At 46.0% G+C, this 25,609-nt stretch carries 20 protein-coding genes; 9 read left to right on the top strand and 11 right to left on the bottom strand.

Going from position 1 to position 25,609, the window contains the following annotated elements; genetic code table 11:
- Positions 1–57: 57 nt before the first annotated feature.
- Positions 58–549 (top strand): nuclear transport factor 2 family protein, encoded by a 492-nt coding sequence (locus AC27G9_RS06490; RefSeq protein ID WP_487072280.1) that lies wholly within the window; start codon positions 58–60, stop codon positions 547–549.
- 34 nt (positions 550–583) lie between these two features.
- Here AC27G9_RS06490 and AC27G9_RS06485 read toward each other — a convergent pair whose 3' ends face one another.
- The 4 genes from AC27G9_RS06485 to AC27G9_RS06470 all read right to left on the bottom strand — a co-directional run bounded on the left by AC27G9_RS06485 (position 584) and on the right by AC27G9_RS06470 (position 6,438).
- Positions 584–2,326, bottom strand: coding sequence for a bifunctional lysophospholipid acyltransferase family protein/GNAT family N-acetyltransferase (locus tag AC27G9_RS06485; protein WP_487072278.1), 1,743 nt, complete (start codon positions 2,324–2,326; stop codon positions 584–586).
- A gap of 173 nt (positions 2,327–2,499) precedes the next feature.
- Positions 2,500–3,582, bottom strand: coding sequence for an S-methyl thiohydantoin desulfurase family protein (locus tag AC27G9_RS06480; RefSeq protein ID WP_487072276.1), 1,083 nt, complete (start codon positions 3,580–3,582; stop codon positions 2,500–2,502).
- A complete protein-coding gene (locus tag AC27G9_RS06475) occupies positions 3,579–5,150 on the bottom strand; it encodes a hydantoinase/oxoprolinase N-terminal domain-containing protein (RefSeq protein ID WP_487072274.1) in 1,572 nt (523 codons plus the stop codon). Before AC27G9_RS06475 ends, AC27G9_RS06480 begins: the two co-directional genes overlap by 4 nt.
- Positions 5,151–5,160: 10 nt before the next feature.
- On the bottom strand, positions 5,161–6,438 hold the full coding sequence (locus AC27G9_RS06470) for a purine-cytosine permease family protein (RefSeq protein ID WP_487072272.1): 1,278 nt from the start codon (positions 6,436–6,438) through the stop codon (positions 5,161–5,163).
- Positions 6,439–6,651: 213 nt separating this feature from the next.
- On the opposite strand from AC27G9_RS06470, the gene AC27G9_RS06465 reads away from it, so the two are divergent.
- From AC27G9_RS06465 to AC27G9_RS06445, 5 genes are all read left to right on the top strand, one after another.
- The gene (locus AC27G9_RS06465; RefSeq protein WP_487072270.1) at positions 6,652–7,155 is read left to right on the top strand and encodes an Lrp/AsnC family transcriptional regulator; all 504 of its coding nucleotides are present in this window, start codon (positions 6,652–6,654) and stop codon (positions 7,153–7,155) included.
- Positions 7,156–7,294: 139 nt separating this feature from the next.
- The gene (locus tag AC27G9_RS06460) at positions 7,295–9,229 is read left to right on the top strand and encodes a HAMP domain-containing methyl-accepting chemotaxis protein (RefSeq protein WP_487072268.1); all 1,935 of its coding nucleotides are present in this window, start codon (positions 7,295–7,297) and stop codon (positions 9,227–9,229) included.
- Positions 9,230–9,313: 84 nt separating this feature from the next.
- Complete coding sequence (locus AC27G9_RS06455) at positions 9,314–11,362, top strand: glycoside hydrolase family 97 protein (protein WP_487072266.1); 2,049 nt, start codon at positions 9,314–9,316, stop codon at positions 11,360–11,362.
- Positions 11,363–11,529: 167 nt separating this feature from the next.
- A complete protein-coding gene (locus tag AC27G9_RS06450) occupies positions 11,530–12,423 on the top strand; it encodes a TolB-like translocation protein (RefSeq protein WP_487072264.1) in 894 nt (297 codons plus the stop codon).
- 61 nt (positions 12,424–12,484) lie between these two features.
- A complete protein-coding gene (locus AC27G9_RS06445) occupies positions 12,485–13,507 on the top strand; it encodes an acyltransferase family protein (RefSeq protein WP_487072262.1) in 1,023 nt (340 codons plus the stop codon).
- Between the two features lie 29 nt (positions 13,508–13,536).
- Here AC27G9_RS06445 and parE read toward each other — a convergent pair whose 3' ends face one another.
- The 5 genes from parE to nudF all read right to left on the bottom strand — a co-directional run bounded on the left by parE (position 13,537) and on the right by nudF (position 17,937).
- Positions 13,537–15,429, bottom strand: a complete 1,893-nt coding sequence (gene parE, locus AC27G9_RS06440; RefSeq protein ID WP_487072260.1) for a DNA topoisomerase IV subunit B — start codon at positions 15,427–15,429, stop codon at positions 13,537–13,539.
- Between the two features lie 77 nt (positions 15,430–15,506).
- A complete protein-coding gene (locus AC27G9_RS06435; protein ID WP_487072258.1) occupies positions 15,507–16,094 on the bottom strand; it encodes a YqiA/YcfP family alpha/beta fold hydrolase in 588 nt (195 codons plus the stop codon).
- Positions 16,094–16,840 carry a metallophosphoesterase family protein gene (locus tag AC27G9_RS06430; RefSeq protein WP_487072256.1) on the bottom strand — a complete coding sequence of 249 codons (747 nt, stop codon included), beginning with the start codon at positions 16,838–16,840 and terminating at the stop codon, positions 16,094–16,096. Before AC27G9_RS06430 ends, AC27G9_RS06435 begins: the two co-directional genes overlap by 1 nt.
- Positions 16,841–17,281, bottom strand: coding sequence for a DUF1249 domain-containing protein (locus AC27G9_RS06425; protein ID WP_487073629.1), 441 nt, complete (start codon positions 17,279–17,281; stop codon positions 16,841–16,843).
- Positions 17,282–17,304: 23 nt separating this feature from the next.
- Positions 17,305–17,937: an ADP-ribose diphosphatase gene (gene nudF, locus AC27G9_RS06420; protein ID WP_487072254.1), complete on the bottom strand. Its 633-nt coding sequence runs from the start codon at positions 17,935–17,937 to the stop codon at positions 17,305–17,307.
- A 253-nt stretch (positions 17,938–18,190) separates the two neighbouring features.
- Between nudF and tolC the strand changes: the two genes are divergently transcribed.
- Positions 18,191–19,585, top strand: a complete 1,395-nt coding sequence (gene tolC / locus AC27G9_RS06415) for an outer membrane channel protein TolC (RefSeq protein ID WP_487072252.1) — start codon at positions 18,191–18,193, stop codon at positions 19,583–19,585.
- A gap of 70 nt (positions 19,586–19,655) precedes the next feature.
- Here tolC and AC27G9_RS06410 read toward each other — a convergent pair whose 3' ends face one another.
- Positions 19,656–19,835: a hypothetical protein gene (locus AC27G9_RS06410; RefSeq protein ID WP_487072250.1), complete on the bottom strand. Its 180-nt coding sequence runs from the start codon at positions 19,833–19,835 to the stop codon at positions 19,656–19,658.
- 75 nt (positions 19,836–19,910) lie between these two features.
- Here AC27G9_RS06410 and AC27G9_RS06405 point away from each other — a divergent pair, with 75 nt between their 5' ends.
- On the top strand, positions 19,911–20,726 hold the full coding sequence (locus AC27G9_RS06405) for an ion transporter (RefSeq protein WP_487072248.1): 816 nt from the start codon (positions 19,911–19,913) through the stop codon (positions 20,724–20,726).
- A 51-nt stretch (positions 20,727–20,777) separates the two neighbouring features.
- Here AC27G9_RS06405 and prsT read toward each other — a convergent pair whose 3' ends face one another.
- Positions 20,778–23,558, bottom strand: coding sequence for an XrtA/PEP-CTERM system TPR-repeat protein PrsT (gene prsT / locus AC27G9_RS06400; protein ID WP_487072246.1), 2,781 nt, complete (start codon positions 23,556–23,558; stop codon positions 20,778–20,780).
- Positions 23,559–23,782: 224 nt separating this feature from the next.
- On the opposite strand from prsT, the gene AC27G9_RS06395 reads away from it, so the two are divergent.
- Complete coding sequence (locus AC27G9_RS06395) at positions 23,783–25,510, top strand: DEAD/DEAH box helicase (RefSeq protein WP_487072244.1); 1,728 nt, start codon at positions 23,783–23,785, stop codon at positions 25,508–25,510.
- The last annotated feature ends 99 nt before the right edge of the window (positions 25,511–25,609 follow it).

Genomic DNA, 25,609 nt, shown 5'->3' with positions numbered 1-25,609 from the left:
TGTATGTTTAGCGGGTGAGCCACGTTATTGATCGAGATTAATACAGGAAGAACAGAAATGCTCATTACCCGAGTCACCACTATTTTACTTATCCTATGCCTAACGCTCGGTATAGCGATGAACACTAATGCGCAAACGCCTACAAATACTCCAATAGCCAAGGCTTTGGACCAATTTCACCAAGCAGCCAGTGAAGCCGATGGTGAAACTTACTTCGGCTTACTCGCAGAGAATGCGGTTTTCATTGGTACTGATGGCAGCGAACGATGGACTAAAGCACAATTTGAACAGTTTGCTTCCCCCTATTTTGCAAAGGGGACGGGCTGGACCTACCACCCCAGAGACCGCCACGTTCAATTAAGCGCAGACGGCAAAGTGGCGTGGTTTGATGAAATGCTAGATAACCAAAGTTATGGTGAATGCAGAGGAACAGGTGTGCTCGTACTGACAGAAAACGGCTGGAAAATCATGCAATATCATTTAACGATTCCCTTACCCAATGATTTGGCTAAAGATATCGTTCAGCAAATACGAGCTTACCAACAATAGAATTTAAATCGCGGGTGTGAATCCGCGATTTCATTTATTGATTTGCTGCCAAATACCCATCTAGCCCCTTGCCTAGGTACATTTTTAACAACTTCTTTGGCGCGGTAGGTAGATGAACACTGAGCAACAACCCCGGCGTCTGAGCAAAATTGGGGTCTAATCCCAAACAATGAAACTTTGCCCCTAAATTATGATACTGCTTTACCAGCACAGGCACGCCTTTACCGTCAGGTTCAAGTTGTGAAATCACCCAATCTAAACTGTCAATGTCTCCACCATGAGTGACCAAGTATTGCTCAAGCTCTTCAAATCGAGGATGGTCAAACGTGCATTTCGCCGACACGTGGTCGCCATTTTTAATAAGAAAACGTTGAATAAAGTAAACCGATAAGGGTTGGTACATTTTGCTCAATGACACTGTACCATACAACGTCTGGTATTCAGGGTGTTTGGTAACAAAATGGCCAATACCTTTAAACAGCAATAGCAAGCCGTGAAAACTGCGCTGTTGGGATTCAATCAGAAAAGAACGGCCCATTTCTAAACACGGGTGTTGTTGATTGATAAACCCGTCTTCAAAATTAAACATACGCGACAAATACAAGCCCGCAACGCCATCTTTCGACGTGAGGTTATCCGTTTGTCCCATACGATAGGCACCAATAATTTGCCTTGCTTGCTTGTCATAAATGAACAATTGCGTATAGGTTTTATCAAAGTCGTCACCGTCTTGGGGCTTGCCACTGCCCTCTTTATGTCGGCGAAACTCCACTTCACGCAAGCGCTGAATTTCAGCAATGCAATGCGGTAACTGGTGCCAGTATCCATAGTAAACATCATAATGTTTGAAACTGACTAAGTGTTGCTCGTCTGGTAGTGCCGCGATTTCAGTTTCGAGATCCTCTGGCTGTTGTGGCTCAGCAATTGGCTCAAATGTCGTTTTTTCATCTTCTGCCCATCTGTACAGGTTATCCTGAGCATTCGCATAGGTTAGTACATTGAGCATATCCGTTTGCTGCTGGGCAGACATAAAGTCAGGTAAATTTTCCACTAAGCCTCCGCTTTTAAAGTTAATCGTTTTGCCGCCACTCGCTAGCATTTCACGCACCAACATCAACATTCGAAAGCGAAAATAGATTTTTCCCAATGCATAAAAGATAGGTCGGTTTTGCCCGCCAATAAATACCGGCAAAATGGGCGCTTCAGCTTGCTTTGCAAGACTTGCGACCATTCGATTCCAAGGGTGATCGGTCACGTGATCGTTGTGTTGAGGGTAACTGACCCTGCCGGCAGGAAAAATCACCAACACCCCACCGCTAGACAACCATTTTTTGGCTTCTTTCAGTGACTTAGCATTTCCTCTCGCATTGGTAGCGAGTGGGTTGGTAAAGATAAAATAGGGAGCAATTTCTTCAAATACCCCTAATGCCCGATTAACGAAGACGCGCACATCTTTTCGCTGCTTGAGCATTTCGCCAAGCACGGCCACGCCCTCGATCCCACCATAAGGATGGTTGGCTACCACGACTGCGGGCCCGGTCTTTGGCACGGCATTAAACGCTTCGGTACCATCAAGACGGATGTCTAATAACTGCATGACACGTGCGCAAAAAGATTCAGCATCTAGCCCCTCGAGTTTTCCGTCTTGAAAAACCCGATCCATTTTGTTTAAGCCGATAATGTAGTCAACAATGCGAAGTAACGCTTTTTTGTAAAATGGCGTCGTCGGTGTGGCTAACCAACTGACGAGAGACAGTCGTCGAGAAGCTTGAGTCATAGTGATATCGCGGTGTAAAAAAATCGGTATTGGTGTCGAGCTAATCGACCGTAACACTTCGATTTCTATTTCATTTTTATTGTGCAGACACTATGACAAAAGTCCCCCCGCTAATGCAAGGGTAGACTGAATTTGACTGACAAAAATCACTTGAAGGCCATAGCTTGCATACATTAAGTCAAGGGATGATAGTCAACGTCGAAACCAAATGCTCTTGGTGAAACGACATCCAACGCGCTGGGTTGGCGATAGAAATCGGGGCAGCCCACCGCAAAAACGGCAACCCGCTGGCCATATTTCAGGCGTTCAGCGTTAATTGGTGTCGAAGTTTCATAGTCCACAATAACAATCAAATCAGGCACACTGGCAACGACATCTGAATCTACACTAGCGATCAAATATTCATTTTTGATCGCAATGGTCATCGGCGAGCCCGCACCACTAAATGGTTTAACGGTAACGCTACCTACATCATAGCCGCCGATAATCTGAGTTGATTTATCCGTCACTTTGCCCGTGTAGAGTAGTCGGCAAGGCCCATACACCGACTCCTCGAACAAACTCACTAGGTGAGGCAACATGTTTTCGGCATTGCCTTTCTCACGCTGCAGCAATTTGCCCAACGTCACGGCAAAGCTCAGTGTACTGGGGATAATGGCGCGTTTAACAAAATCACCGCGCATGGGATGTTCCGCAGCGGTGATCATTCCTCCTGCCGTCATTGCAAAACTGCGAATATGACGCTCGTATGTCGCAGTTGTGTCGGTTTCGAATGTCGCCAGATTACCCGCATAATCTCTGGCCACAGCAGGAGTGGGCTTCGCCCCCGCAATGGCGTATGTCATCATTTGCGCTTCAGGTAAAGCTCTGCCCATACCATCGCCATCGATTACCGGAATACCTTTAGTCACCGCTGCGATGATCGGCAGCAGTGAATTTCCCCCGCCAATTTCAAATGGCGCCACGACATCAATCTCGCGACCAACATGTTTTTCGTAGGCATCGAGAGTCGCGCTGGCTTCATCGACTGATGGCAATAGCTCAAGACTCACAGTGGGTGCCCCAACCGCACCAATTGCTACTACATGAGCGTCGTCCTTTATGCTATCGACAGACAATAACGAAACCGGCCCATGAGTTTTCAAAACCTGTTTGGTGATTAGCATCGGTAAATACGGGTCTCCGCCTCCGCCTGTTGCCAAAAATACAGAGCCCAAACACAAAGCATCAAGGTCTTTCACGTCTAGTGTATTCATTCTTGTTCACCTGTTGTCTTGGCCGTATTGAAAATGGAAAGCTCGCCAATCACTCGGATTCTTACTTTGTGCATATTGCCATCCATATAGGGCACATCGGTTTCTTCCACTTCGGTTACGGCGATTGATGAGGGCTCAGCCCCAGCCGTTATTGCGCGCGCTATGGCTTGTTCTCTTACTATGGCGATCGCTTGTTCACGCCCCAGCTCGGCGTAAGACACTAAACTTTCAGCTTCGCCCCCGACTTGAGCAATTGCAGCACCTATCGCATTCGCAACACCGGCATTTTCAGGCCTTAACACTTGGGAGGCACAGGATAAATCACCTTGTATCAGAATAGCGCCGCCTCCAACGAGGATAACAGGAACAGGGTCAGCATTAGGTTTCATCATTTCAATGCTCTCATCCAACATGTTCTGCATTGTTTGCAATGCCGTTTTTACTGTGGATTGGGATACGTTTTCGAGATTGCTCTCATCGCCAACGTTCGCTCCGCCCGATGCTACGGCTATATCGGTTGCCGTTAAGCGGTTACCGCCAAACACTAAGCCTTCCTGTACCAAGTTATGACCGCTTGATTGTGGGCCAATTTGTAACCCGTCTGTCGACACATAACTGCCCCCTCCTAAGCCTAGTGCCTTAATATCTGGCATTCTAAAATTGGTTCTCACGCCCCCGACATCAACAACCACATTAGATTGCCGAGGAAAGCCATTTTGCAATACACCGATATCCGATGTGGTGCCGCCAATATCCACAACGATGGCATGTTCCATTCCGGTTAACTTGAAAGCTCCGCGCAGTGAATTGGTTGGTCCAGAGGCAAACGTCAACGCGGGAAAACGTCGCACAAACTCGGCGTTCATTAAAGTTCCGTCGTTCTGGCTGATAAAAACGGGACACTGAAAACCGTATGCTTTCAAGGATGATTGAAATGCGTCAACAACGCGGTCAGCAAAAGGCAGTAACGCCGCATTTAAAATGGCAGCATTTTCTCTCTCAAGTAAACCCAACGACCCTATTTGGTGAGACAAGGTTCCACGAATTGTTGGAATCGCCTTTTTTAGCTTCTCCCATAATAGCGTTTCCGGTTGTGCGTTCATGGTCGAAAATGCCGATGAGATGGCTACCACACTGAGCCCTTTCGCCTTGATGTCGGCAACAACGGCATCCAGTTCAGTTTGGTCAATAGCGGCAACAGGGTGGCCGTCATAGAGATAGCCGCCATGGCATTCATACACGTGCTCGCCAATCATCTGAGACAGGTCTTCCGGCCAATCACACATAGGCGCACAGCCTTTGCCACTGGGTAACGCGACGCGGATGACCGCGACCTCACTCAAATGCCTGCGTTCGACTACGGCATTGGTAAACTGAGTTGTGCCTATCATGATCGCTTCAACCGCTGATTGTGAGACGCCACTTTGCTGCAAAAGCACTTCAATAGATTCGCGAATACCACTGGCCACATCACTAGTGGTCAACGATTTATTGACAGTTAGAACGCGGTCACCGTCCATCAATACTGAGTCGGTATGGGTTCCGCCGACATCGATACCAATACGCATACACTTTTCCTCACAAACTTGGGTGACGAGCTTTGTCTCGCCACCTCATCAATACGAAATACAAACTAGCCGACGCAAAAATTGCATCGAGTGCCGCGATACTGGTCAATGAAGGTATCGAGTAGTGAGGAGCTGCAATAGCGAAAAACGCCCCAAAAGCCCAAGCAACGATCGCAGGCCAATTCACTTTCTGAGTTATCGAAGACTGTTCGAAATAAGCCTTGCGATTAAAGTAGATGAAATCCATCGCTACAATACCGGCAACGGGTACGAAAACAGCCGTCAAAATGGAGAGGAAATCAATAAAGTAATCGAGAATGTTAGCGAAGGCGGCGACAGTTCCCAAGGCACCCAGTGCAAGTGTAATGGTTTTCTCTCGATCGACATTCAAACTCGCTGACGTTGCTAGCCTCGCACTGTACAAATTTAATGAGTTGAGTATCCAACTGCCCGCGACAATAACAATCAGTACCCAGCTTCCGATACCCATCGCCAGTAGTAACGATAAGATATCATTTTGCAGCAAGGCGACTGCGGCATAGCCTGCGATAATCATGGCCAAAGATTGCGCAACAAAGTACGACCAAAATGCAGTATGAACGCCGCCCGAGGTTTGTCGACTAAACCTCGTGATATCCGGCAAGATAATGGCACCGATAATAATGACACCGACAATCAAGCTAACCCCAGCACTGACACTCAACCCTTCGGGTAACTGCTGATCGATAAAACTAACAAGGGTCATTTGGGTTGTCGCTATGTGAGCAAGGCCAATAGCTACGGCGACCATGATGGGTACTAACAATACAGACAAGCGATTGATTGCGCCAAATCCGACTAGTGTGGTGCCAATCATTAGCGCACCAGCGAGTCCCTCTATAATCCAGTCATCTATGCCCTGCCCCAATGTCGCAAAGAGGACCTGATTGACTGAGGCCGCAAATAAGTCGAGATTCAATCCAAACCAGCCTATTAGCGACAGAGAAAAGAAAAAGTTAAGAGCACTGGCACCGCGTTGACCAAAGGCAACGTTCACAAGTAAGTAGGCGCTCTTTCTTGTTTTAGCGCCCATCCAGCCCATGAAGCCACCAATAGCCGTGAGCAAGGAAGCGCCGATAAACAAAGCCCAAAGCGCAGATTTTACCGACATACCAGCAAACAGCTCGATACCCGTCATGAATGTCGGTATCGAAAATGACACCATGGCAGAGACAGAGGCAACGCGCGCCCAGTGGACTAGCTCGTTGTCGGTGACAGGGCTAGATTCAATTTCGTATGGTGGTTCCACCAGAGACTCCCTTTGCTATGAATCATCCCAGTGTAAGTAAGATAACGCTAAATATCTCATCGATATGTGGCGGTTTTAAAAAAGATTCTTTTGAATTACAGTCTGTATGACGTATTTGTTTTTGCCGCATGCATGGGCTTACCCCTCTGATTCTGAGCTTCACAAATGCAATAGAGATAAGCACGTTATGAATACAATCAATTTTGGTGCGCCATGAGTTCCTCAAAAAAAACCATAAAGCTGGACAGTTACAACAAGAAAATTCTCGCGTTGATTCACAAAGAGGCGGATATATCCAACCAAGATTTAGCCGACAGAGTTGGGCTGTCACCCAGTGCGTGTTTTCAGCGCAAAAAAGCCCTACAAGAAGCGGGTTACTTCTTTAACTTCCACACCGAAATGGACCTAGATCGTATTTGTGAACACGTACTCGCCTATGTTGAGTTTACCTTAGTAAAGAATACAGGGGATTATCAAAAACGATTTGAAAAGGCCATTGAGGCAATTCCAGAGTTTATGGACTGTATGCGGATCAGTGGTGAGAAAGATTATATTTCCTTTACATGCTTTCCTAACCTCAACGACCTGAACAGCACATGCGACATGTTAGGCAGCAAATCAGAACTCGGCATTCAGCACATCGAAATCCGCCCGGTTCTGGCTCGCACCAAATGGTATTTGGGCTATCCTCTGGACAAGCTCAAATGGGTTGAATAGCGCGACCAAAATGGCAATTAAATAAGTCTTTGCAAAACAGAAACATATCAAAAAAATATTATATTTATGTATATCAAAATGATCTAACTCAAAAATAGCCAAGTACCAATATTAGACTTTAGTATAAAAGAGTAATGCCATGGAAAGTCTAATCCGGTTTTTGAGTCAGTATAAAATCAGCAAAAAGTTGATTGCGCTGCCCACGGTTTTATTAGTGCTGACAATCACCATTGGTGTGCTGAGCAGCATACGATTAGATCAGTTAGACCAAGAAGTTCAAGGGATCACTCGAGATCTAGCCCCTGACGCCGGCGCCGCAACCGAATTATTGGAACATTTGTTTATGATGCGACTGGCCGTAAAGGACTACGCAAGACTAGGTAGCTCTATCAATGAAGATAACTTTGAAGTGCGATCTCGACAATTTGATACGACGCTAACTCAGACCAAACCGAGTATTCAAAACCCTCAACGCCAACAGATTCTGACGCAAATAGACGAACTGAAAGCGCAATACACACAAACCTTTTTCACGAAAGTCGTACCCGCATCAAATCAAATTGATACCATCCAGAACCAACAGTTAAATGTTATTGGGCCGCGTTTTATTGCAGCTCTCGACACTCTGATATCCCAGAAAAGCGGACCGACTAAAGTCGCCTTAGACAATATAAAAACGCAAATGCTGGCAGCCCGATTAGCCGTGTTTAAATACCGGCAAGACAGCTCCGAGGCGCAATACACTGCAGCGTTACAGATTTTAGACAAGGTGATTTCTCAGTCGCAAGCAATCGATGCGTTGCAGCCCTCACTTTTACAAGATGCATTGTCTTACCGAGAAAGCTTCGGTGCGTTAGTCGACGCAGCCAACCAAAAAATCGACAACGTAGCGCTACTTGATACTATCGGCCCGCAAATGGCGGCACTCGCCGGGGACTTAAGCGATAGCGTATTTGATTCGCTGGAAGACAAAGGCGAGGAAGTGGAAGTGACTGTGTCAAACACCTTGTCGACTTTGATGAGCCTGACATTGATTGCGACCCTATTTGGTATCGGATTTTCCGTTGTTATTGCACAAGGAATTTTACGCCCTATTCGCAATACTACTAACATGTTAAAAGACATCGCCCATGGCGAAGGCGATTTGACCCAACGTTTGGACACCGTGGGTAAAGATGAGATTGCCGAACTGAGCCAATACTTCAATCAATTTATCTCTTCAATTCAAACACTGGTTAGTGAAATTCAAAGCGCGGCTTATCAGATTGGCTCTGCCTCAGAGGAGCTTTCGGTTGTGTCGATGCAAACCAGCAATACCGTCAGTGCCCAATCTGCAGCAGTCAATAATGCCACACAAATAAAAGACAAGCTGGTCGCGGCAGATAGTGACGTAGCGTGTCGCTCAAACGATGCAATGGAAACCACTGATAAAGCCAGTCGGGAAGCGTCCACAGTGGAAGCCGCTGTCGTGTCATCAGTGCAAGGGATCACCAGCTTGGCAACTAACCTAGGTAATTCTAAAGAGGTCATTGAACAACTCAGCCACGATAGCGACCGCATTGGCCAAGTACTTACCATCATTAACTCTATCACTGAGCAAATCAATCTACTGGCGTTAAATGCCGCCATTGAAGCCGCAAGAGCGGGAGATGCGGGGAGAGGATTTGCTGTTGTAGCGGATGAAGTCAGAACACTCGCACAGCGCACACAAAGTTCGACAGAAGAAATTGAATCATCGATCAACAGCGTGATCACCATCAGTAAAAAAGCATCACAGACCATTGATGAGAGCCTTACTGTTGCCAATGACGTGGCGAAATCCTCTTGTGATATGCAACAGCAATTGGCTAATGCTATACATCTCATTAGCGCAGCCAATAGCAGTAATCAAACTATTCGTGAAGCGACTGACACTAAACGAGAACACCTCAATGCGCTGGTACATCAACTGGAATCGGTCAGCAGCTCTCTGACGGACTCCAAAATGTCAGCGAGGCAGTCATCTGAATCCAGTGAGGAATTGGCTAGCTTAGGCGCGCAATTGCAAACACTGGTAGATAACTTCAAAGTTTGAACTCAGGGTCGGATGACATTGTGAATACGTATGCAGTTGATTGTTTCAGCGCTAGACAATCATTAACCTCCTGTTTACATATAAATGGAGGTATCAATGTCAGTATCCAAAATTCTAGTGCCCAGCTTATTCACGCTAATGAGCAGTGCGGTCATGGCCAAAACCGTCGAAGTCGGCTCTCCCGATGGCAACATCAAAGTCTACGTATCGGATGATGCGAAACAAATTCACTATTGGGTTGAATACGATGGAAAGGCCGTAATCGAACACTCCAAAATGGGACTGGTCTTTAATCATTCTGATGCGTTTCTAAAGCCGCTTAGCATCGGCAAAACATCAACCAATCAGGTGAACAGTTCATGGGAACAACCTTGGGGTGAACGCCGTATAGTTCAAGATAAGCACAATGAACTTGCCTTCGAACTGAACTCTGAATCTGGCGAAAGTATTGACTACACTATTCGTTTTCGCGTGTTCGACGATGGTGTCGGCTTTCGCTACGAAAACCATCAAGTACCATCAACATCTATCGCTATAACGGGAGAGTTAACTGAATTTAGAATCCCCAACGCCAGCAAAGGCGAAGCATTATGGATACCCTCTCGTGGCTGGAATCGATACGAATATATTTACAATGAAACGCCCATTACTGACATTGATCGCGCTCATACTCCCTTAACGATGACATTCGACTCTGGCATTAACGTCAGTGTGCATGAAGCCGCACTTGTCGACTTTGCCTCTATGTCTCTTGACCAAAAGCGCCCCGGTGTATTGGTGGCAGACCTCGCACCACGCAGTGATGGCTTAAAGGTGAAAACCCATGGCGGATTTACAACCCCATGGCGGACTTTGCAAATTGCCAAAGATGGTCCAGGTTTACTCAACTCTTCACTGATACTCAATCTTAACGAACCCAACAAATTGGGTAATGTCGATTGGGTAGAGCCAGGTAAATATGTCGGTATTTGGTGGGGAATGCATTTGGGTGTTGAATCGTGGGGCAGCGGCGATAAGCACGGTGCCACTACCGAAAATACCAAACGCTACATCGACTTTGCCGCAAAATACGGTTTTGATGGCGTATTAGTTGAGGGCTGGAACATCGGCTGGGATGGCAGTTGGTTTAACAATGGTGACGTATTCAGTTTCACCCAAAGCTATCCCGACTTTGATATCAAAGCCGTCACCGATTACGCCAAAACAAAAGGCGTGAGGCTTATCGGGCACCACGAGACTTCGGGTTCAGTTAGCAACTATGAAAACCAAATGGAGGCGGCATACCAACTGTATGCAGACCACGGTGTTGCGCAAATTAAGACAGGTTATGTTGCTGACGGCGGTGGTGTTAAACGCATCGACGAACAGGGTCAAATCCGCAATGAGTGGCACGATAGTCAATTCACCGTCAATCACTATCTACACAGTGTAAAAACGGCGGCAAAATACAACATTAGTATCAACACACATGAACCTATAAAAGACACCGGACTGCGTCGAACCTACCCTAATTGGCTGGCGCGCGAAGGAGCAAGAGGGCAAGAGTTTAATGCTTGGGGATCGCCCCCCAACCCGCCTGAGCATACGGTAATGCTGACTTATACCCGTTTGTTGTCTGGTCCTATGGACTTTACACCGGGTATTTTCAATCTCGCTTATCAAGGTTTGGACGCAGAAAATCGCGTACAAACCACTCTTGCGAAACAACTCGCGTTATACGTTGTGCTGTACAGCCCGATACAAATGGCTGCAGATTTACCAGAGCACTATGAAGCCAACCTTGCGCCATTCCAATTCATTCAAGACGTACCGACGGACTGGGAACAGAGCGTAGCGTTAGCGGGCGATGTCGGTGACTACGTTGTTTTTGCACGTCAGGCTCGAGATTCACAAGAGTGGTTTTTGGGTGCGATTACCGACGAAAAAGCCAGAACGGTCGACGTGACATTGGATTTTTTGAAGGACGGCCAGGCTTACCGTGCTCAAATATACCAAGATGGTGACAAAGCTGATTGGAAAACCAATCCGTATGACATCGATATTGTCGAAAAAACGGTTACCGCCAAAGACAAGCTGACATTAAAAATGGCGACGAGCGGCGGCGTTGCTATTCGCTTCATTCCCCTCAAATAATCCCAAAAGGTGGCTACAGATAGAGTAGCCACTCTTTTCTTACTGTAGATTTCCACTCATTCATCGAGATATCAGCGAAATTTCACGCTGACGTCAGGTTATTTACTCTCTAATCCGTCACTTTGTTGCCAATGTTTCACTTTCATTTCGCTTCAAAGGACACCTAAATGAAAACACTTACCGCTTTGTTGTTCGGTTTTACCTCATTAAGCATTTTAGCCGCATCACCGGACACGTTTTTCGGACAATCGATACCCGACCAAACGCCACAAGTATTTGCCCCAGGCACAGTATCGACTAATAACTGGGAAATGAACGGCGCTTTTTCTCAAGATATGACGACTTACTATTTTGTACGAGAAGTCGAGATAGCCAAATCAATGACTCAACAATTTGTTGCCCTATCGTACGAAAACAACCAATTAAAGACCCGTGTTATCTCGCCTCGCGTCGGGCATCCGTTTGTTTCTCCCGACGGCAATACGCTGCACTTGGGCAAGCGTTTCATGCAAAAAACCGCCAATGGATGGTCAACCATAAAATCACTCAATTCAGACTTTGATTCCTATCGCATCATGAGCTTAACGGCATCGCTCAATGGCACCTACGCGTTTGATGACGCGTCAAAAGGTGCTGATGGCCTTTTGTATTATTCGAAGTTAAACGATGGCCAACGACAGCGCCCAATGCCGTTTCCCGATGTAATAAACACTGGCCAATACAACGCTCATCCTTTTATCGCACCTGATGAGTCTTACATCATCTGGGATGGTCAACGAAATAGCGATGTTCGTAACGCCAACTTGTTTATTAGCTTCAAACAAGCAGATGGCACTTGGGGGCGAGCGATTGAAATGGGACCAGACATCAATACCCCAGCGGCAGAATTTGGTGCAAAAGTAACACCCGACGGTAAATACCTATTCTTTTCACGCAACCAAGGAAATTTTGAATGGGTAAATCACAAGGGCGAAATCGAGGAAATTCCAAATATTGATATCTTCTGGGTTGATGCCGTTGTTATTCAAAACCTAAAAGCACAGTCAACGATAAGACAATAAACGTCTTGATTCCATTGCCGCAAACCTGATAATTGTTAGCCCAAACAACAAGAAGTACGATATGGAAATTAGAAAACTCAATAGCCTAAGAGGGCTGGCTGCCCTGATTGTTTTCGTCACACATTTCAGCGATATCACCCATTGGCTCGATGGTTTGTTTGGGGGCGGCACGGGCCAATATGGCGTCATGTTGTTTTTCATTCTGAGTGGATTTTTACTGGCTTACCTTTACGCTTCTCGACCGTTTGAAAAAGTGCATATTCACGCCTACCTTGTAGCACGAGCGGCGAGAGTACTGCCGCTCTATATCGCCGTAGTCATGCTCTCTTACCTGCTGTCAGTCAATAATCTCTCTGGTTTATATGCCATTAACACTGTGCCCGAATTGTTATCACACTTGTTGTTTATGCGCGGCGAAAGCGTGCTGTGGAGTATTCCTCCAGAAATCCATTTCTACATCATATTCATAGGTTTATGGGCACTGGTTACCCACCGGAAAGGCTATGTTTACGCACTGATTGCAGCAACAATGATACTGTTGTTTTTAACCAACTACCCTCGACTGTACGGCGAGATTAACGGAGTCAGTTACAACGCGTTTCAGAGCTTGCGAAGCTTGCCTTTCTTTTTTGTCGGAATGGTAATGGGTATGCACTATGCGAGTTTTAACGTGCCTGCGTATATGAAAAAACATCGATATGTACTGGCGTTGCTACTCATCCCAATGTTGTTTCCTGAACTCACACCTGTCACCTCAGATGCCGTAAGAAAAATGTGGCTGAGCTTTGAAGTCTTGTTTGTAATGAGCTGTGTCTTTTTTTGCGTAGTATTTTTAGTGCCAGATAACAACCTTCTTCTCGCCAATCCCATCGGTGATTTTTTAGGAAAAATCTCGTTCTCTTTGTACTTGTTGCACATGCCGATAATAGAGGTGATAAATCAATTTCCACTCGCAATAGAAACTAAACTCGTCGCTGCCTTAGTGGCTTCAATTGGCGTGGCAAGCATCACGTTTTACGGTTTCGAAAAGCCCTGTGCAACAGCATTGAGAAAAGCATTTATCAAAACCAAAAAAGGCAGCTAAGCTGCCTTTGTATGTTTGTTGTGAAGTGATTACACCACTTCAGCCATATCACCTTTGCTCTCGAGCCATTGCTTGCGATCACCGGCCCGCTTTTTAGCGAGCAGCATATCCATCATTTCAATCATGGCATCAGCGTCTTCGATGGTTAGCTGAACTAGCCGACGTGTGTTCGGATCCATGGTGGTTTCACGCAACTGAATTGGATTCATTTCACCCAATCCTTTGAAGCGTTGAACGTTAACTTTACCGCGTTTTTTCTCAGCCTCGATACGATCCAAAATGCCTTGTTTTTCACCTTCATCGAGGGCGTAAAAGACTTCTTTACCGACGTCTATTCTGAATAAGGGCGGCATGGCGACATAAACGTGGCCTTGCTCTACCAAAGTGCGGAAGTGTCTAACAAACAAAGCGCACAGCAATGTGGCTATGTGCAAACCATCCGAGTCTGCATCCGCTAGGATACAAATTTTGCCATATCGCAAGCCTGATAAATCGGTGGAATCGGGGTCGATTCCCAATGCTACAGAAATGTCGTGAATTTCTTGAGACGCCAACACTTGTGACGAATCAACTTCCCAGCTATTTAAGATTTTGCCTCGCAGCGGCATAATGGCTTGGAACTCTCTGTCACGTGCTTGTTTGGCAGAGCCTCCTGCTGAATCCCCTTCGACCAAAAAGAGCTCAGAGTGGTTGATATCCTGAGACGCACAATCGGTCAGCTTGCCTGGTAGTGCTGGCCCTTGTGTTACTTTTTTGCGAGCGACCTTTTTCACTTGGCGCAAACGACGCTGAGCATTGCTGATACACATTTCGGCCAAGGATTCTGCGATGTCAGTGTGCGTGTTTAGCCACAGACTGAATGCATCTTTAACTACACCCGAAACAAATGCCGCGGCTTGTCTTGAACTCAAGCGTTCTTTCGTTTGCCCTGCAAATTGCGGATCCTGCATTTTCGTTGACAAAATATAGGCACAGCGATCCCAAATATCATCTGGCGTGAGTTTCACACCACGTGGCAGTAGGTTTCTGAATTCACAGAATTCGCGCATTGATTCAAGTAAACCTTGACGTAAGCCATTGACATGCGTACCACCTTGAGCTGTCGGGATCAGGTTTACGTAGCTTTCAGTAACCAATTCGCCGCCCTCAGGTAACCACATTACGGCCCAATCTGCCGCTTCTGAGTTGCCTGAAAAGTTGCCTACAAATGGTGTATCGTCAGGTAAGGTTTCGTATTCTTTGACCGAGCTGTATAGGTAGTCTCGCAACCCATCTTCGTAATACCACTCGATGGATTCTTTTGTGTTCTTATCCTCAAACTTAATGCGCAGTCCTGGGCAAAGAACGGCTTTCGCGCGCAAATTGTGTTTAAGTCGGGTTACCGAAAATTTTGCGCTATCAAAATACTGAGGGTCCGGCCAAAAGTGCACGCTGGTACCCGTATTGCGCTTACCACAGGTATCGACAATTTGCAGGTCTTCGGCTTTGTCGCCATTCTCAAATGCTATCTGATACACATTTGAATCTCGGCGAATCGAAACCGACACGCGAGTCGATAAGGCATTAACCACGGAGATACCTACACCGTGTAAGCCGCCAGAAAAAGCGTAATTCTTATTCGAGAATTTCCCACCCGCGTGAAGCTTCGTCATAATCAGCTCGACGCCAGATATTCCCTCTTCAGGGTGAATATCAACGGGCATACCACGGCCGTCATCAACAACTTCCAATGACTGGTCAACGTGAAGTATCACTTTAATATTTTTTGCAAACCCCGCCAGTGCTTCATCCACACTGTTATCGATGACTTCTTGTCCCAAGTGGTTAGGACGTTGGGTATCGGTATACATGCCAGGGCGGCGTTGTACGGGTTCAAGGCCATTTAAGACCTCAATCGCATCAGAATTATATTTATCAGACATAGTTTTATATTATTGTTGTCGTAAAGCCGAGATGCTGTGGTTAACTCGATGGTAACAGGGCAAAGGCAGCTGAGCAATTATCCTTGTACGCCTAAAAATGCAACGATATCGGGTAAGTGCTGATCGTAATCAACAAAGCTATGGTCTCCTCCCATTTCAATCACCAAGCTCGACTCGCGATACTTAGTTTGCGCTTGTCGATAGTCCAAAGTTTCATCACCGGTTTGCAATAAAACGTGATATCGCTCTGGTGCTTTCAAAACGGGCGTATCCATCGCTTTTAAAAACGTCATATCATTTTCAACGAGCGTAAATGACTCACCGCTATAGGGGTTGACGTGTTCACCTAAGTACCCTCTTAGTAGTTCGTACGGTTTGACCGCGGGATTGACAATAACCGCCTTTCCTCCGTGCTTTTCAACCAGCCAGGTTGAAAGGAATCCCCCCATTGAACTGCCAATGACTTTCAGGCCACCGGCCAATAACTGCGGTTTCTCTTCGAGCAACGTATTCAACTGCTCAGCAACTTTAGACGGGTAGTTAGACAATTGTGGGACAACTAATTCAACATTGGGAAAATGTTGTTGGAAAAAGGCGTGAGTTTGTTGCGCCTTAACTGACTTTGGTGAACTCAAAAATCCATGTAGGTATAACACTGCGCTCATTAGCACCTCCTGACTTCTGATTGCCATCGGCCATCAGTATGTAACGTAAATTGTCGGTATCCCGGTCTATCATCCGCTAAGCCGAATGCTTTTTGCATTGCCCATTGCCAGCATGTTGATGGCGAGGACACTATCGATTTATTGTCGACCTTGTGCTCTACAGCATGATGAATATGCCCGTGCATCACAAGCTCAATTTGAGACTGTTGGGCCAACCAATCAAGAAACTGATCTGCGCCATCAAGGTAATGTTTGTCCATCCAACTGGCTGTCGCAATGGGATGGTGATGGATTGCCAACAGATGGTGGGCGTCAGATATCGGGGCAACTCGAGAGCTCAGCTCACCAAGTGTTGATGCCGTAATTTGGCCTTTTGCCCCCTTTCCTCGCGTATCGATTCCCCAAAGCATCCAAGGTCCAACTGCCACACCATTTTCTAATGGCAAAAACCGTGAAGCCAAGTACTTATCAAAAAACGGGTTATTATCGTGGTTGCCTGGAATGACGTACCAAGGTGTGTCGGGTAAAAAACTCGACATCAATGTAACAAAATGTTGATAGCTTGCTTCGCTATCATCGCCGCTAATATCACCTGTGACAAGCACCACATCAGGGTCATATTGTGCAATATCTCGCAATACTACCTGAAGTGTATCGTAGGGGTTGATGTCGCCATATGCGGTGCGTTGCCTACTGGCTAACAAGTGGCAATCGCTAATCTGGTAGAGCTTTACAGGGTGAATCATCTAGGTTTCGGATAGATTCTCAGACTTGAGCGTCAAACAAAACTGCAACCACTCAGCCAAAAATAAGTTAATCATGTGTTTTTCATTTGGCTGGCGCATTTTCGCATTGGGATAGTCATACTTCGCCGCGAAGGCTCCGGTATTTTGGCTGCTAATGACCTCTGCCATACGGGCGTCGTGGTACATCTGCACTGTCATTTTTGGCTTCAAAAACTGCGGTGTTTTTGCACTGGTTTGGGAGATCGCCAACGTGGTTGTGAACCTCGCTGTCTCAAGAATTTGGATTTTGTATTCTTGATGCTTGGTCACCCGAAATCGATAGCTTTTGTCATCTGGATCTATGTCCGGCATCAAACGCAGCAATCGAGCGTAATTATGCTCGCACAGCGCTTGCATTGTAGGGAGATGGGGGACATATTTTCGCGATGATAATTTCACGATTTGGGCTTACCTGTATATCTTCGTTATTTCACCGTTGGTTGCCATTGGGCAAGCAAGGATGACTTATGCATAAAAAACCATTGTAGCGCAATAATGGCCGCTGCGTTGTCAATTCTTCCACTCTGTAACCATTCGTATGCGTCATTCTCACTTACCCGATGGACAAGTATATCTTCAGATTCGTATTCGAGGCCGTGGACGCCAGTTGCTTTGGTGGCATCGGTTTGAGCGACATAGATATGCAACCTTTCAGTGGTTCCACCTGGACTAGATAAATAGCTCAGCGCCTTAGTCAAATGAGTCAACTCAATTCCCGCTTCCTCTTGCGCTTCTCTGTGGCAAACGTCATCGGCATCCTCACCTTCATCGATAATGCCTGCAATCACCTCAATTAACCAAGGTGTATTTGATGTTGCCATCGCCCCCAAGCGAAACTGCTCGATCAGTACGAATTCTTGAGTGGCTGGATCATAAGGAAGTACCGCAATAGCATGGCCGCGTTCAAACATTTCGCGCTGAAAAGGCCGACTCCACCCGCCATCGAAGAGTCGATGTCGCAGCTCATACTTAACCATTTTAAAAAACCCTGTATATACTGGGGTTTTATGTATAATTTCTACATCAGATGAGTTAAAACGCTGAATTTTGGTGCTCATTCACTCTCTCTTTGCAATGAGTTTGGGAGTATTATTGTCAGAAATTTACTACAAATTACTTGTAAATTTTAGGTATCGCCCCAAGTTTACACGCTTCGCTAATTGGGGAGCGTACTTCAAGTGCAACATATTCTGTTACACTTGTACAAGGACTGTTACCACAATAAGCTGTTGAATAGCAGTATAATTTATACACACTGAAAGACCTGAAGAACCCAAAGATGGGTTTGCTGACATCATTAAAGGCATAAACATGAAAAGAACACTATTGTCGTTCCTGGTAGGTATGGGCCTTACTGCCACTGCCATGGCTGACGATTTACTGCAAGTATATCAACAAGCGCTTTCAAACGATCCTGTTGTAAATCGTGCAAAAGCAAACCGCGACTCTGCATTTGAAGGTATTGCATTAAGCAGAGCAAATTTGTTGCCACAAATTTCTGCGAGCATGGGCTACACGCGAAGTACTCGTGACAACACTAACCCGATCACAGTTGACGACGATAACGATCCAGATACACCTGATGTATTCGCTGGCTTCTTCGTATTCGAAAACGAAACGACAACAACTAGCCTAAACGCTAACTTACAAATGTCGCTATACGACCACGCCAACTGGTTAGGTCTAAACCGTGCAGAACTCGTCGCTCAACAAAGTGAAGTGACCTACTCTGCCGAACTTCAACGCCTCATTTCAAGAACGGTTACTGCCTACCTTGCAGTATTGCGCGAGCGCGATAATGTTGAGTTTATCAAAGCAGAGAAGCGCTCAATCGAACGCCAACTTGAACAAACCAAGCAACGTTTCGAAGTGGGCTTAACCGCTATCACCGACGTACACGAAGCGCAGGCAAACTACGACAACACCATTGCTCAAGAAATCCGCGCAGAAAACCAGTTCGAACTGCGCCTTGAAGAGCTGCGTGAGATCACAGGTAAGTACCACAAAGATTTATCAATACTCGACACGGATAAATTCAGTGCTGACCGTCCGACACCTGAAAAGGTAACCGATTGGTTGAGCATGGCTGAAGAGCAAAACCTAGACTTATTGGCGCAGCGTTTCGCTAAAGACATTGCCAAAGAAGATATCGACATTGCCACTTCTGGCCACTACCCTACGCTTTCTCTAAATGGTAGCTACGGCCAAACCGATACTACCGTTATCGGCGGAGCAGCGGACGGCAGTGACCTAGACATCCCAAAACTGAACAACCAGTCTATTGGTATTCAGCTTGATGTCCCAATTTACCTAGGCGGCAGAGTAAGCGCTAACTCGGCACAAGCTCGCCATAACTATGTTGCTGCTTCTGAGACACTTGAGCTGACTCACCGTCAAACAGTGCGCTCGGTTCGCAGTTCATACAACGACGTAAGTGCGGCAATCTCTACTATCCGCGCTCTCGAGCAAGCTGTAATTTCAGCAGAGAGTGCACTGAAAGCCACAGAAGCAGGCTTTGATGTTGGTACTCGTACAATCGTAGACGTACTAGAAAGCACGCGTAACCTATTTGATGCCCGCCGTAATTTAGCTGGCGCGCGTTACGACTTCATTCAAGCCGTTGTTAGCCTTAAGCAAGCAGCTGGTAACTTGAACAAAAGTGACGTAGAAATGATCAACAGAGGGCTATCAGCAGCAGCTGAGTAACCCTGTAGATATGCAAAAGGGGCGTCATAGTAAATGACGCCCCTTTTTTGTATCTCGTTAACTGTGCTAGCTATTTTCCAACCGCAAATGGCGCACTATTTGACTCTGATTTCATCTGAGCAATCAAAGACAAGATGGATTCTAGTTCTTCTTTAAGCTGAACAGCTTGGGTTCGCGTAGGGGAAAATTCTGTTAGTTGCTTACTTACAGTTTCTAATTTTCCTTGCAAAGAACGAATAGAGTCATCCATGATACACACTTTCTGGTGGTTATTAACCCGACAAGTATAGCCATATAACTAACGTAAACACAACTTTTACTCAATATGCAAGCAAGCGTACTTCAAGCCAAATTCGAACGCATACGTTCAAACAAGATGTTTGAGCTATTCGTTATCAGCGTCATCATTGTTTCAGCACTATTAGTTGGCGCAAAAACGTATGACATGCCACCTACAGTTGGTTCTATCACACTACTGCTAGATTGGTTTATCAGTGCCTTTTTTCTGGTCGAAATTTCGATTCGATTTATGGCAGAGCCAATAAAGCGGAATTTCTTCAAAAGCTTCTGGAACCTGTTCGATACACTCATTGTGCTGGTCAGTTTGATTCCTGCCGACAATACCGATCTTGCCTTAATCGCACGATTGGTTCGGGTTTTTAGAGTGCTCAGAATGATATCTATCATTCCAGAACTGAGAATATTGCTGGTGTCACTCGTTAAAGCTCTGCCACAACTGGGCTACGTCATGCTCTTGATGTTTATTATCTTCTACATCTATGCGGCAGTTGGCAGCACCCTGTTCGAAACGATAAACCCTGTGTTGTGGGGCGATATTACAATTTCACTGCTGACATTGTTCAGAGTGATGACCTTCGAAGATTGGACAGACGTAATGTACGAAACCATGGAAGTCTACCCAATCAGTTGGTTGTATTATTTAACCTTTATTTTCTTTACCGCTTTTGCATTTTTAAACATGGTGATTGGCATTGTTGTCAATGTGATGGAACAAGAGAATGAAAAGGCGCGTAAAGCAGAGGCACAAGAAAATCACGAACCAACTCTCAATGACGTAATGGTTGAACTGAAATCGCTGCGCCATGAAGTTAACCAGCTTCGCCAATACAAGGCAGACTAACCTATCAAAAAAGGAGGCTTAGCCTCCTTTTTTGATAGGTTACACCTTTTGCTACAGCTGGTACTCTCGTTTGAGCGATTCCAATCTTTGTGCCATATCGGGGCGGGTAAGGCTTCGGTCTTTGATCTTACGCTCTGCTAAACGGCGTTGATCTGATTTTAACAAGAGTTCGATGTAATTAACGTAAACTTCTTCATTCCGCACCGCCACGATATCTGTGATTTTTTCATAGGTTTTCAGAGCCGCTTCCATATCACCCATCGCCAATTGGATTTGCCCTAACGTATCCAGGGTATCAGGGTTTGCAGGTTGCAACTCAACCGCTCGTGTTGCACTTTGCAGCGCGTCATCAAATTGCCCTTCTTGCAATTGCAAGTATGCCAAGTTGTTAAAGGCAATATGGTTACGAGGGGTTTGCTCAACCGCTTTTTTGTACATTTCAATCGCGTCAGTTGGTTGTTTTTGCAGTGTTCGTTCAGCAAACAACATCAAAGCAGCGGTGTCCTCAGGTGCCGCTTCTGTATGCTTTGCTAAAAACTCGTAGGCTTTTTGCTGTTGATTCGCCCCTTCGTAAGCGGTTAACACGATAGCCATGTTACGCGTGTTAGGGTTCGCCTCGTAGTTGGCAATAGCATCGCCGATAGCCGCTTCAAACTCGCCTTTGAGAATATGTAATCTGGCAGAAATTCCCTTAACGAAAGGCAACGCCAATACCCCTTCATCTTGCGCATCCAAAATACGCTGTGCCTCATCTGCTTTTCGAGTTACGGCCAGAAAGTGTGCCTCTAGTAATGCAAATTGAGTATCCTGACGTTGGGCTCGTGTTGCTCTTACTAAAGCAAGGGCATCTTCGAATTTGCCTTGTACATCATCAATCAATAACTTACCCAAAACCGCGCTGCGATCACTTGGATAGTAGGACAGCCAGCTGTTGTAATGCGCTTCTGCTTCACGTAGCTGATTGGTTTGTAATAGTGCTTGCCCTTTTACTGACCAAAAGTCAGTTTGCGTCGTTCTATCACCTTCGATAGGCAGCAAGAGTTCAGCGACTTCAGTACTGCGCCCTTCTACCAACAAAGCCTTTGCGTAGCCAAGGCGCAACCCTAAGTTATCTTGCGCATTAGTGTATTGCGTTTTGTAGTCCTCAAGCGCTGCTTTGGTGTCACCTTGCTCCCTAGCTATGGCGTATTGCACCGCTAAGCTGAGTAAATTACTCGGCTGTGCCTTAAGTAATTCTCGATTCAAACTATAGGCTTTATCTAGGTCTTGTTGAGAAATCGCGTAGTTAACTTCAGCAAATTTAACATCTTCACTGTCGGGCGCCATGGCTTTGGCTTTGGCTAATGCGGCCTCTGCTTTGGCATTATCTTGGTTTTGCAATGCCAATTGCATCTCAAGTAGCCAAGGCGTGTAATCACTGGGCTCATCTTGTTGCCATTTGACAATGAGCTCCTGCGCTTTATCTTGCTGCCCACCTGACAAGTAAGCTTGTGCAAGAATGCGGCGAAGATTCGCATTTTCTTCGCTTTTCCCCACCGCATCTTCTAAGGTTACTAGCCCGTCGAGATCGTTCATTGATAACTGCAACACCCCGAGTCTAGCGAGATCTTCTGCCGTTGTACTGACTTCACTTGAACGGTCAATCATGCTTTGTGCGTCTTTGAGCTTGCCTTCTTTGACCAGTTGATAGCCTGCCATAGAAAACAAGGAAGCATCGCCATCACCTTTGCCTGTGATACGTTTGAGAATTGAGGTTGCTGAATCGCTTTGCCCTTCTTTAAGCTGAGCGTCAGCTAACATTCGCAGCCCAGCATGATTTTCTGGTAACTCGGATGCGATCATCGACATATAACGAATCACTGCTGGGTAATCTTGTTGTTGGTAAGCACTAAAACCTGCAGTCAACCACAGCGCGGGGTCATTTCTACCTTGTTGAATTGCTGTCTCAAAAGCTTGCAATGCACCTTCGTAATTTTGCTCATCAGCAAGAATGAAGCCTTTGTATTGGTTGAGTAACGGATGTAAATCATTCAGTGCCAGTAATTGATCGACATAGACTTCGGCATCGCTAAATTGTTGCTGCTCAACCAACAATGCGGCCAGCGTAAATTTGTTTTGAATATCGTCGGGGTACGTCTTGACGTAATTACGATAAACATCAATAGCTTGCTCAGGTTTACTCAAAAACAAAGACAATCGTGCATATTGAAGCATCACGTCTTTGTTAAGCGGGGCCTGTTCACGAAGTAAAGCCGTGAGTTCCAATGCCCGCTCGTAGTCTTCGTCCAGCACCGCCTTAAAAGAAGATACCAGCCCCTTGTATACCGATGATGTATCCAATGCTTCGGTATCTTCTATTAATACGCGAGCTTCTAAATCCTTTTCTAACTGTACTAATGCTTGTAACTTGTAAAAGTTGACTTCGGCTTGCTCAACCGCCGTCAATGACAACCCTTGCGTATCCATTGACGCGAGGGCATTTTCAGCCCCAGTTTGTTGATAAGCTAAAGACAACAAAGGGACAACCTGACCTGCGGGGTGACCCAATTCCAGCGCCTTGTTCAACTCTTTTTCGGCACTGGCGAAATCACGAGATTCGATGTAGAGCTGCCCTAATTCAAAGCGAATAGCTGGATCTTGTGGGGCAAGTTGTACAGCATTTTTGTAAGCGATAACGGCAGCGGGCACATCACCAGCGTCGATGTACTGGCGAGCCTCTAATACATGAGATTCAGGCGTGGCTTTACTGCAACCAGAAACAGCCAATGCCACTCCAATGGCTAAACTCAGTGCGGTAACAACGCGTCGATTTTGTTTTTTTAGTTTTATCATTTTACCGTTTTGCCTCTCTGTCCCTTAGTTGAGTACCGCTAATTCGCGGTCACGTTACTCACTTATTTTGGATTAAATTCATGATAACACCACAAAAAAAGGTTAAATACCTCGTAAATCAACCAATTCATAGCAACTGTGGCCGTTATCGAATATAATATAGGTTTTGCAATATCAGCTGGCTAGAAGACTAGTCATACCCGCCGAACTCATCAGGATCATTAATGACCACGACCGTCGAAGTGACATTTAAAGAACTCAACCTGCCAGAACCTATCTTACAAGCGTTAGAAAAGGTTGGCTACGAGAAACCATCGCCGATACAGGCAGAAAGTATACCCTTGCTACTCGAGGGTCATGATTTATTGGGTCAAGCCCAAACGGGGACAGGTAAAACAGCTGCGTTTGCCCTACCTATGCTTGCCAATATCGATCCACAAGAGAATGTTCCGCAATTGTTGGTATTGGCTCCTACTCGTGAGTTGGCAATTCAGGTCGCTGAAGCATTTCAGGTTTATGCAAGCTTCTCTAAGAAGATTCGCGTATTGCCTATCTACGGTGGTCAGTCGTATGACAACCAAATTCGCCAGTTGAAGCGCGGCGTTCAAGTTGTCGTTGGTACGCCAGGCCGCGTTATTGATCACATCAAGCGCGGTACGCTGAAATTAAAAGATCTTAAATTCATGGTGCTTGACGAAGCAGACGAAATGCTACGTATGGGCTTCATCGATGACGTCGAGCTAATCCTTAGTCACGCGCCTGAAGAACGCCAAACAGCGTTATTCTCCGCGACAATGCCGGGGCCAATCAAAAAGATCGCCGACCGTTATTTGTCTGAACCCAAGTACGTTAAAATCGCGTCAAAGGTCAGTACAGCTAGCACCATTAAACAACGCTATTGTCAGGTTGCAGGCCACCACAAATTAGAAGCTTTGACCCGTATCATGGAAGTTGAGCCTTTTGACGGCATGATCATTTTCGTCAGAACGAAGACTGCGACAGTCGAATTGGCTGAAAAACTCAGTGCTCGTGGCTATGACGTTGAGCCATTAAACGGCGATATCCCACAGAATGCTCGTGAGCGCACTGTTGAGCGATTGAAGCAAGGTAAGATAGATATTCTGGTCGCTACTGATGTTGTTGCTCGAGGTTTGGACGTCGAGCGCGTAAGCCACGTTATCAACTTCGATATTCCTTACGACACTGAATCGTATGTCCATCGCATCGGTCGTACTGGCCGCGCAGGACGCAGTGGAGATGCCATATTATTCATCTCTCACCGCGAAAAGCGTTTGTTGTTTGCCATTGAGAAAACAACCAAACAAACCATTGAAGCGATGCCAATCCCTTCGGTTAGCCAAGTTAACGAAAATCGTTTGGAAAAATTCAAACAATCGGTTGTAGAGGCGTGTAACGACGACTCAATTGAATCGTTGATGCCAATCGTCGATATGATTCAAGAAGCTTCAGAAGCGTCACCAGAAGTACTAGTTGCAGCGCTAGTGAAGCTTGCGCAGGGTGATGAGCCGCTGTTACTTAACGAAAAAGACAGTCCAGATCTCAATGCGAGAGCACCTCGTGATTCTCGTGATCGCCGCAACCAAGGTGGTCGCGACGGCCGTGATGGTCGAGACAGTCGCCGAGGTAGAACACCGAAAGGCAAACGCGCGCCGGAAGAAGGCATGCAGCGCTACCGTATTGACGTTGGCCATTCACACGGCGCGAAGCCTGGCAACATTGTCGGTGCTATCGCCAATGAAGCCAATATCAACAGTAAACACATAGGTGCTATCGAAATTTACGATAATTTCAGTACCGTGGATTTACCTATGGGTATGCCTAAAGAGACCAAGGACATTCTACAAAATACTCGCGTAAGCGGGCAGCGCATGTCGATTAGAGAGTGGTCAGACACCCCTCCTGGTCGTCGTAAAGATAAGAAGCGCAACTAAAGCCCATTGGGTTGTTTATTCCAAATCAGAATATAAATGCATCTTTAATTAGTTTTGATTTATAAACAACCCAGTCAAAATAGCGCATGATTTTACTCT

The sequence above is a fragment of the Alteromonas sp. 5NS40-0096 genome (assembly GCF_057544385.1).
Note: the sequence above shows the minus strand (reverse complement) of the source record. Positions and strands in the feature narration are given on the sequence as shown.